Source organism: Methylobacterium persicinum (genome assembly GCF_022179525.1).
Lineage (GTDB): Bacteria > Pseudomonadota > Alphaproteobacteria > Rhizobiales > Beijerinckiaceae > Methylobacterium > Methylobacterium persicinum.
Genome location: NZ_BPQX01000001.1, coordinates 64,378 through 71,820, shown reverse-complemented (window position 1 = coordinate 71,820; position 7,443 = coordinate 64,378). Strand labels below are relative to the sequence as shown.

Genomic DNA, 7,443 nt, shown 5'->3' with positions numbered 1-7,443 from the left:
GCAGGATGATGAAGGCGAAGAAGCCGATGAGCGTCAGCGTCACAGCCGCCATCGCGGCGAGCCGGGCCGGGCCGAGCTTCGTAACGAGATCGATGATCGGCTTCACGGGAGTTACGCTCGGGACGCGGGTGGGCCAGGAAGGGGCCACTCGGCAGAAATTGCCCGGTTTGTGGTTAGCGCACCGTTAATGCCCGTCGCCATCGGCGCCTCTCCTGACGCAAAAGCCGCGCGCGGTGTCCCCGCGCGCGGCTTGTCGGATCGTGAGATGAGGCTGGGGGCCGGACCGGCCGGCTCCGCCCCCTCGGAGCGAAATCCTCCGGAGGGCGCGTCGTTCTCAGGCGTTCCGCTGCCCGGGCGCGCCGGGGTCTCTCAGTGCCGGTAGTGCTGGATGCGCGTGGTGCGCAGGCCGGCAAGTCCGTGCTGGTCGATGGAGAACTGCCAGCTCAGGAATTCCTCGGTGGTCAGCGTGTAACGCTTGCACGCTTCCTCAAGGCTGAGGAGGCCGCCGCGCACGGCGGCGACGACCTCCGCCTTGCGGCGGATCACCCAACGCCGGGTGGTGGGCGGAGGCAGGTCCGCGATGGTCAAGGGACTGCCGTCGGGCCCGATCACGTATTTCACTCTCGGGCGGTGGGGTTCGGTCATGATACGCTCTACACTCGACTAACCCGTCGAGGGATGAAGCTACTTGCGCCCACCTAAAAGATGGTGAAGCAGATCGCTCGGATGTGATTCGTCATGAGCCGCTTGTGGACAACCCGATCTGCTGGACGCTCGACAGCGGCACTTTCTGGGAGCCCACGACCAGCATCGGCGTGCTTCCGGTGAGATCCACCTCGCTCACCGTCCCATTCACGCTGGTGTCGACGGTGACGTTGGCGCCCGTCGCATCGGTGGCCGCGACCTTGATGGAATAGAGGCCGCTGGCGGCCGAGAGGCCGGCGGAGGTCTTGCCGTTCCAGGTGTAGTTCTGGCTGCCCGACTGCAGGGAGGTGGTCTGGGTGGCGACCACGTTCCCCTTGGAATCGCTGATGGTCACCACCGCCTTGGTGGCCGCCCGGGCGGGATTGAGCGTCCAGGTGGCCGCGCCGTCCTGAAGCTGGGCCGCGGTACCGTCGGTGGTGACGGTCTTGCCGATGTAGCTGGTGGCTGAGGCCGAACTCGCCGATTGCGAGGCGGCGAGGATGCTGCCGAGCTGGTCGTTCGTCTTCAGCTGCTGCTCCACGCCGGCAAATTCCACCAGCTGCTGCGTGAACTGGTTGGTATCCATCGGGTCGAGGGGGTTCTGGTTCTTCAGCTGCGTGGTCAGCAGGGTGAGGAACTGGGTGAAGTTGCTGGCGAGACCCGTCGAGCTCGTGGACGAACTCGACGAAGACGAGGACGAGCTGCTGTTGACGAGGCTTGAGATGCCCGCGGTCATGGTGTGGTCTCCTGGGTCGGGGGGTGGGGCGCCCGGGTCACGGGGGCGCCTCAGATTCGGATGTCGAGGCCGCCGTAGCCGCGCAGGATCTGCACGGGGGCGGACTCAGGGAGAGTGTCGGCGCGGCTGGAGGCCCATGGGCTGCCCTGGCGGGCGTCTCCGCCGCCCGGCTGCCCGGCGGTCTGCCCCCCCGTCTGGCTGTCGCTGCGCAGGGACAGGTTGACCCCACCCGCGCTGGGATCGAGCCCCGCCTGGGTCAGGGCCTGCTGAAGCTGGCCGGCATCCCGCTGGAGCAGGGCGAGGGTGTCGGGCCGGTCCACCACGAGGTGCGTCGCCACCGTGCCCTTGGCCTTGTCGATCTCGAGCGTCACGTCGATGCGTCCGAGTTCGACGGGGTCGAGGCGGATCTGGAACTCGCTGGAGCCGGCGAGGGAACGAAGGCCGATGGTCATCGGCACCTGCCCGATGGGGACGGCCGGGGGCGTGGGGGCTGCCGGGGCCTGCGCCTGGACGGTCGCCGCTGGAGCGGCAGACGAACCCTGGCTCACCCCTTGGGCAGATGCGCCCTGCGCCGGGGCGGCGGGGGCGGCATCGGCCGCGGCGGAACCCTGGCGGGCGTCGGCGAGGGCCGAGAGAAAATCCTTGGCGTCTGCAGCTCCGGCATCGCCGTCCGATGCGGCCGGCTCGGCGGCGGTCGCCTCCGTCGCCCCGGTCGCGACACCGGCCGCGACGGCCGTGCCGCCGGTTTTGGGGATCCCCGCCGCCGCGATCCCCTGCGCCCCGGCCGGGGGTGCGCCCGGCGTCCCCGTCGCCACGGTGGGGGCGGGCGTCTGAGGCACCTGGACCGCCACGAGGGGGGGCGTCCCAGGGGCAGGGATGAGCCCGGCCGCATCGGGCTTGCCCTGCCCGTCCGGGATCTGGGTGGTGTCGTCGGACGGCTTGGCCACCTTGCCCGCGGCAGGGGCGGCGGCTTGGTCTCCGGCCACCGCATCGCCCTGGGCGGAGCCGTCTTGCGGCGGGGCCTTGCCCGCATCCTTCGTGGCGTCGCCCGCCTGACGGGTTTGAGCCGTCCGGTCCGGCCCGGATGCGTCCCCGCGCCCGGCGACCGGACGGTCCGGGGGCGTGGTATCGTCGGCCCGGCGCGACTGCGCCCGGTCAGCGGCCGTCTGATCGGATTTCGTTCGGTCCGTCCGGGCCTGGTCGGTCTTCTCCTGATCGGCCTTCGCCTCGTCGGCCTTGGTCTGATCGGCCCTGGTCTGGTCGGCCCTGTCCCGGTCGGCCCTGGCGAGCATGTCGTCGAAGCGCGACGGACGTGAGTCGGCATGGCGCGGCGTGTCCGCAGTCCGCCAAGCTTGCGAACGCCACGCTGCCGTCTCCACCCGATCCGTCGCGCCGTAAGCCATGCCGATGCTCCTCGGGTGTCCCGGAGCAAGGGTCGAGCCAGTCCGGAAATTCCGGCAAACCATTGATCGAAAATATTAAATTTCGGAGCGTGGCCCCGCGCGGATGTATCGGCGGCGGCGGAACCTGCCGTCCGGCCGGCAGGTTCTGCCGGGTTGTGGTTTCCACCCGGCCGGACAGCCGCTATAGACGGGGCCGGCGGACCGGCAGCCTCGGGCGCACGGCCGCCTGACGCAGTCCGCGATGAACACCCTCGACCTTCCGAATCCCCCCCACGAGACGCGCGTCGTCGTCGCCATGTCCGGCGGCGTCGATTCCAGCGTGGTCGCCGGCCTGCTGAAGCGGCAGGGATTCGACGTGGTCGGGGTCACCCTCCAGCTCTACGATCATGGGGCGGCGGCCCACCGCCGGGGCGCGTGCTGCGCCGGCCAGGACATCCACGACGCCCGCGCCGCCGCCGACCATCTCGGCATCCCCCATTATGTCCTCGACTACGAGGACCGGTTCCGGGACGCGGTGATCGACAAGTTCGCCGAGAGCTACCTCGCCGGCGAGACCCCGATTCCCTGTGTCGAGTGCAACCGCACCGTGAAATTCCGGGACCTGCTCGGGCTCGCCCGGGAACTGGGCGCCGAGGCCCTCGCCACCGGGCACTACGTGGCGAGCCGGCCCCTGCCGGGTGGAGGCCGGGCTCTGCACCGGGCGCGGGACCCCGGCCGGGACCAGAGCTACTTCCTCTACGCCACCACGGCCGAGCAGCTTGCCTTCCTTCGCTTCCCCCTCGGCGAGCTGGGTAAGGACGAGACCCGGGCCCTCGCCCGGGACCTCGGCCTCGCGATCTCGGAGAAGCCGGACAGCCAGGACATCTGCTTCGTCCCTCAGGGCCGCTACAGCGACGTGATCGCACGCCTGCGCCCGGACGCCGCCCGCCCCGGCGAGATCGTGGACCTCGCCGGCCGCCCCCTGGGGCGCCACGAGGGCATCCTGCACTACACGGTCGGGCAGCGCCGGGGCCTCGGCCTGTCGGGCCGTGAGCCGCTCTACGTCGTCCGCCTTGAGCCGGAGACGGCCCGGGTGGTCGTCGGCCCCCGGACGGCGCTCGCCACCCGCCGCATCCGCCTCGACGACCTCAACTGGCTCGGCGACGGGGCGCGGGAGTCCGTTCGCGATCTGCCGGTGGCGGTCCGCGTGCGCTCCACCCGGCCGCCCCGCCCCGCCTCCCTGACCCTCGACGGCGACGGGGCGGAGATCGTGCTGGCCGAGTCGGAGGACGGCGTCTCGCCGGGCCAGGCCTGCGTGATCTACGACGGCGACGATCCCCGCGCGCGGGTGCTCGGCGGCGGCACGATCCGGCGGATCGATGCGTTGTCGGCCAAGCCGCTGGAAGCGGCATGACCATACGAGGGAAGCCGCTGGAAGCGGCATGATCACCCGAGCCGGGCCGAGTCGCGCGGCCTGACACCAACCCCTTCCAGGAACGTCACACAGCCATGTTGAGCGAGCCGCAGGTGGCCGGGCCGAGCACGGCCCTGATGCGCAAGGCCTATGCCCGCTGGGCCCCCGTCTACGACGTGGTCTACGACAAGCTCACCGAGCCCGCCGCCCGGGCGGCGGTGGAGGCCGCCTCGGCCTATGGCCCGCGGATCCTGGAGGCGGGCGTCGGCACGGGGCTCGCCCTCGGCTACTACCCCCGGGGCAGCTTCGTCTGCGGGGTGGACCTGTCCGAGGACATGCTCAAGCGGGCCAGGAACAAGGTGATGCGGCGGGGGCTCACCCACGTACACGGCCTTCAGGTCATGGATGTGTGCCATCTCGGCTATGCCGATGCGAGCTTCGACGCGGTGGTGGCGCAGTTCCTCATCACCCTCGTGCCCGACCCGGAAGCCGCCCTGTCGGAGTTCCTGCGGGTGGTGCGGCCCGGCGGCGGCATCGTGCTCGCCAACCATTTCGGGCAGGATGACGGCCCCCTCGCCCGGGTCGAGGAGATCGTCGCGCCGCTCTGCACCAAGATCGGCTGGTCGTCGGACTTCAAGGCCACGCGCATCGAGGCCTGGGCCCGGCGCAACGGCGTCGAGGTGATGGGGCTGAAGCCGACCTTTCCCGGCGGCTTCTTCAAGATCCTGCGGATGCGCAAGGCCGGGTGAGCGCCCCGCCGGCCCCCGGGCGCCGCGGTCCCATCGCCCGCTGGCTGCCCCTCGTTTTCCTCGTCGGCCTGCCCCTCGTGGCCCTCGCCTCCGGCGCCTCGCATCTCCTGAGCCTCGACAGCCTGCTCGCCTCCCGGGCCTGGCTCAAGGCCTTCGTCGCGGCCGACTACGTCCGGGCGATGGCCGCGGCCTACCTCGTCTATCTCGGCGCGGTGGTCGTCTCCGTGCCGGCGACGCTGATCCTGACCATGATCTGCGGCTTCCTGTTCGGGATCGTACCGGGGGCGTTGCTCGCGGTCTGCGCCGCCACGACGGGGGGCTCCCTGGTCTTCTCCATCGGCCGCGGTCCCGGCCGGGAGCTGCTCCAGCGGTTCGGCGGCCCCCGGCTGGAGCGGTTCGCCGCCGCCTTCCGGCGGGACGCCTTCGGCTACATCGCCACCTTCCGGGTGCTGCCGCTCTTTCCCTTCTGGATGACGAACCTCGCGCCGGCCGCCTGCGGCGTGCGGTTGCGGACCTTCGCCGCGGCGACCTTCCTCGGCCTCCTGCCGGGGGCCTTCGTCTACGCCACCACGGGGGCGGGGATCGACGAGGTCGTCGCCGCCCACGAGGCCGCCAGGGCCACCTGCCTCGCGGGGGGCGGGCTCGCCTGCGACGACGCCCTGACGCCGGCGGCCCTCGTCACGCCGAAGATGGTCCTGGGACTGAGCCTCCTGGGCGCGTTCGGCCTCTTCGGCCTCGTCCTCGCCCGCCGCCTGCGCGCACGGGGTGAGGCTCGTCCGGGGCGAGGTGGCGACGGCTGAGCGCACGCCAACGGGACCGTGCATGCTACCTGTCCCCTCGCGAATGGCTCCGGGCCCCACCGTTCCATGGCGCGTCATCGATGCGCGTGGATTCGCACACCCCGGAAGGTGCGGTCCCTCGACGCTGCGGCCGGGCGGGTCTATCGAAGGTGGCTGCTCCATCGTCCGATGCGCCCATATGAGGGCAAACAATTGGAAGTGGATGGAGCGGGGGGCGTGAGTAGGGTGGCTGCGGATACCGACAGCATCGTCGGACTGCCTCGGGAGGTTTCGGTCGCATCCCGCGACGGCGCCGATCTGCGCCCGCGGCGGCTCGGCCTGTCCGGACGGCTGTTCCTCGTCACGGTCGCCTTCGTGGTGGTGGCCGAGATCCTCACCTTCGTCCCGGCCGTCGCCAACTACCGGATCGAGTGGATGGATGACCGGCTCGCGGCCGCGCAGGTCGCCGCCCTGGTCCTCGACGGGCGCACGGCCGAGCCGGTCTCGGAGGCCTTGGAAAGCCGGCTCCTGGCGGGCGTCAACGCCCGGGCCATCGCCGTGCGCGGGGCGGGGGCGCAGCGCCTGCTCGCGACCGAGCCGATCCCGGAGCGGGTCGCCGACACGGTCGATCTCGGCGCTGTCACCACCTGGGATTCCCTGCGGGGAGCGTGGCGGACCCTGGTCTCACCGGTCTCCGAGCCGATCCGCGTGGTCGGCCAGGGCAAGCCGGGCTTCGGCCAGGTGGAGATCCTCCTCGACGAGGCGCCCCTGCGGACGGCCATGATCGACTACGCCCTGCGCCTGGCCGTGTCCTCGCTGATCATCGCGGCGGTGGCGGCCGGCTTGGTCTTCGTGGTGCTCCAGGTGCTGATCGTGCGCCCGGTGCGCCGGCTCGCCACCAACATCACCGCCTTCGCCGACGCCCCGGAGGATGCCGGGCGGATCATCGCGCCCTCCGACCGGACGGACGAGATCGGGCAGGCCGAGGCGGCCCTGGCCAAGATGCAGCGCGGCCTTGCCGACCAGCTCCGCCAGAAGCGGCGCCTTGCGGAACTCGGCCTCGCGGTGAGCAAGATCAGCCATGAGCTGCGCAACCTGCTCACCGGGGCGCAACTCCTCGGGGACCGCCTGGAGGCCACCGCCGACCCCTCGGTGCAGCGCATCGCCCCCCTCCTCGTCGGCACCCTGGCCCGGGCGATCCGTTTTTGCGAGGGCACCCTGGCCTATGGCCGGGCGATCGAGCCCGAGCCCCACCTCGCCCCGACCCCCCTTGCACCGCTCTTCGCCGACCTGCCCGACATCGCCGCCCTCGCGAATCGGACGGTCGCCGTCGAGACGCAGGGGCAGGATCTCGTCGTGCTCGCCGACTCGGAGCAATTGGCCCGGGCGCTGGCCAACCTCGTGCGCAACGCCGTCCAGGCCCTCGACGGGGCGGGAACGTCCAACCCCACCGTGCGGGTGAGCGCCTCGGCCGGGCCGGAGGGCCGGGTCACGATCCTCGTCTCCGACAACGGGCCGGGTCTTCCGCCCCGGGCACGGCAGAACCTGTTCGCGCCCTTCCAGGGCTCGGTTCGGGCCGGGGGCACCGGCCTCGGCCTTCCCATCGCCGCCGAACTCATCGAGATGAACGGCGGCACCCTCACCCTGGACGAGACGGCGGGCGGCACCCGCTTCCGCATCGTCCTGCCGGCGGCGTGAG

At 71.7% G+C, this 7,443-nt stretch carries 7 protein-coding genes; 4 read left to right on the top strand and 3 right to left on the bottom strand.

Annotated elements, in window-relative coordinates; translation table 11 throughout:
- Positions 1-369: 369 nt before the first annotated feature.
- The 3 genes from sciP to MFF22_RS00295 form a co-directional block, all read right to left on the bottom strand.
- Positions 370-645, bottom strand: a complete 276-nt coding sequence (gene sciP / locus MFF22_RS00305) for a CtrA inhibitor SciP (RefSeq protein WP_238204121.1) — start codon at positions 643-645, stop codon at positions 370-372.
- Positions 646-736: 91 nt separating this feature from the next.
- Entirely contained in the window at positions 737-1,420 is a 684-nt protein-coding gene (locus MFF22_RS00300; RefSeq protein ID WP_238247031.1) for a flagellar hook assembly protein FlgD, read from the bottom strand.
- A gap of 50 nt (positions 1,421-1,470) precedes the next feature.
- Positions 1,471-2,823 carry a flagellar hook-length control protein FliK gene (locus tag MFF22_RS00295; RefSeq protein ID WP_238247029.1) on the bottom strand — a complete coding sequence of 451 codons (1,353 nt, stop codon included), beginning with the start codon at positions 2,821-2,823 and terminating at the stop codon, positions 1,471-1,473.
- Positions 2,824-3,064: 241 nt separating this feature from the next.
- Here MFF22_RS00295 and mnmA point away from each other — a divergent pair, with 241 nt between their 5' ends.
- The 4 genes from mnmA (at position 3,065) to MFF22_RS00275 (ending at position 7,442) form a co-directional block, all read left to right on the top strand.
- Positions 3,065-4,216 carry a tRNA 2-thiouridine(34) synthase MnmA gene (mnmA, locus tag MFF22_RS00290; protein WP_238247027.1) on the top strand — a complete coding sequence of 384 codons (1,152 nt, stop codon included), beginning with the start codon at positions 3,065-3,067 and terminating at the stop codon, positions 4,214-4,216.
- A 95-nt stretch (positions 4,217-4,311) separates the two neighbouring features.
- Complete coding sequence (locus MFF22_RS00285; protein WP_238247025.1) at positions 4,312-4,965, top strand: class I SAM-dependent methyltransferase; 654 nt, start codon at positions 4,312-4,314, stop codon at positions 4,963-4,965.
- On the top strand, positions 4,962-5,765 hold the full coding sequence (locus tag MFF22_RS00280) for a TVP38/TMEM64 family protein (RefSeq protein ID WP_238247023.1): 804 nt from the start codon (positions 4,962-4,964) through the stop codon (positions 5,763-5,765). The genes MFF22_RS00285 and MFF22_RS00280 overlap by 4 nt, the downstream gene beginning before the upstream one ends.
- Before the next feature lie 168 nt (positions 5,766-5,933).
- Positions 5,934-7,442 carry a sensor histidine kinase gene (locus MFF22_RS00275; RefSeq protein WP_370877495.1) on the top strand — a complete coding sequence of 503 codons (1,509 nt, stop codon included), beginning with the start codon at positions 5,934-5,936 and terminating at the stop codon, positions 7,440-7,442.
- Position 7,443: the final 1 nt, after the last annotated feature.